At 48.7% G+C, this 682-nt stretch carries 2 protein-coding genes; both read left to right on the forward strand.

Going from position 1 to position 682, the window contains the following annotated elements; genetic code table 11:
- Window positions 1–417 (forward strand): baseplate assembly protein (locus ACFIJS_RS09205; RefSeq protein WP_375651324.1); only part of this gene is annotated, 417 nt, incomplete at its 5' end.
- Between the two features lie 12 nt (window positions 418–429).
- On the forward strand, window positions 430–630 hold the full coding sequence (locus ACFIJS_RS09210; RefSeq protein WP_375607990.1) for a hypothetical protein: 201 nt from the start codon (window positions 430–432) through the stop codon (window positions 628–630).
- Window positions 631–682: the final 52 nt, after the last annotated feature.

Here is a 682-nt window from a genome sequence, read left to right on the forward strand (position 1 = left end):
TGGCTACAAGCGCAAGAAGCTTCTGGCGCTCTCTCAAGCAATATGCCCCTCCATGTTGGTGATCCGGTGCGGTTGTTGAACCCCCATGGTGAGATTGGCTCTGCCTCTCTGGTTGTACGCGATAGCTATAGTGAGGATATGCCTAATCCAGCCCGTCACGCCGAAGAGTTGGCGCTCTGTTATGCCGGTGGCGCTTTGCGGATGACAAAAGATGAACTTATTCTCTCCCATGGGGAAAACCAAATTCATTTGAGTGCACAAGGTTTGGTGCTTTCTCATCAAGCAACCCGTGTTGAATTAACGGGCAGTGTGCAGATTGAAGCAAAAGATTTACAGCATAATCAAAAATCTGTTGGCGCAAGCCATAAACACGGCGGGGTCAAAATGGGTCCCTCCACAACCTCTTCCCCTCTTTAAAGGAGTTTTATGATGCGTGAGAACACTTATGTTATTTTAACCAATGCCGATTTTGTTGCTGGTCAACGTTCACCGGGCAAGGGTGAGGAAATTTGTTTAAGTGAAGAGGCAGCAAAATACCCTTTGCTGCTTGGTCAGATTGCTGAAAAACCAGCCCCTGTTGTTGCGGCGACCCCAACGGTTTCTACCACAAAGACAAGCAAAGGGGCTTAAAGCATGCGGTGCGGGATGAGCGAAAAGGATGGCTCTCTCTTGTATGGCTTTG

The sequence above is a fragment of the Bartonella sp. OT172YNZD genome (assembly GCF_042193725.1).
GTDB classification, from domain to species: Bacteria; Pseudomonadota; Alphaproteobacteria; order Rhizobiales; family Rhizobiaceae; genus Bartonella; species Bartonella grahamii_A.

What these genes read in the sequence shown, in the direction of transcription:
- ACFIJS_RS09210 (WP_375607990.1), top strand. Translation starts at nt 430, where the DNA reads ATGCGTGAGAACACTTATGTTATTTTAACCAATGCCGATTTTGTTGCT.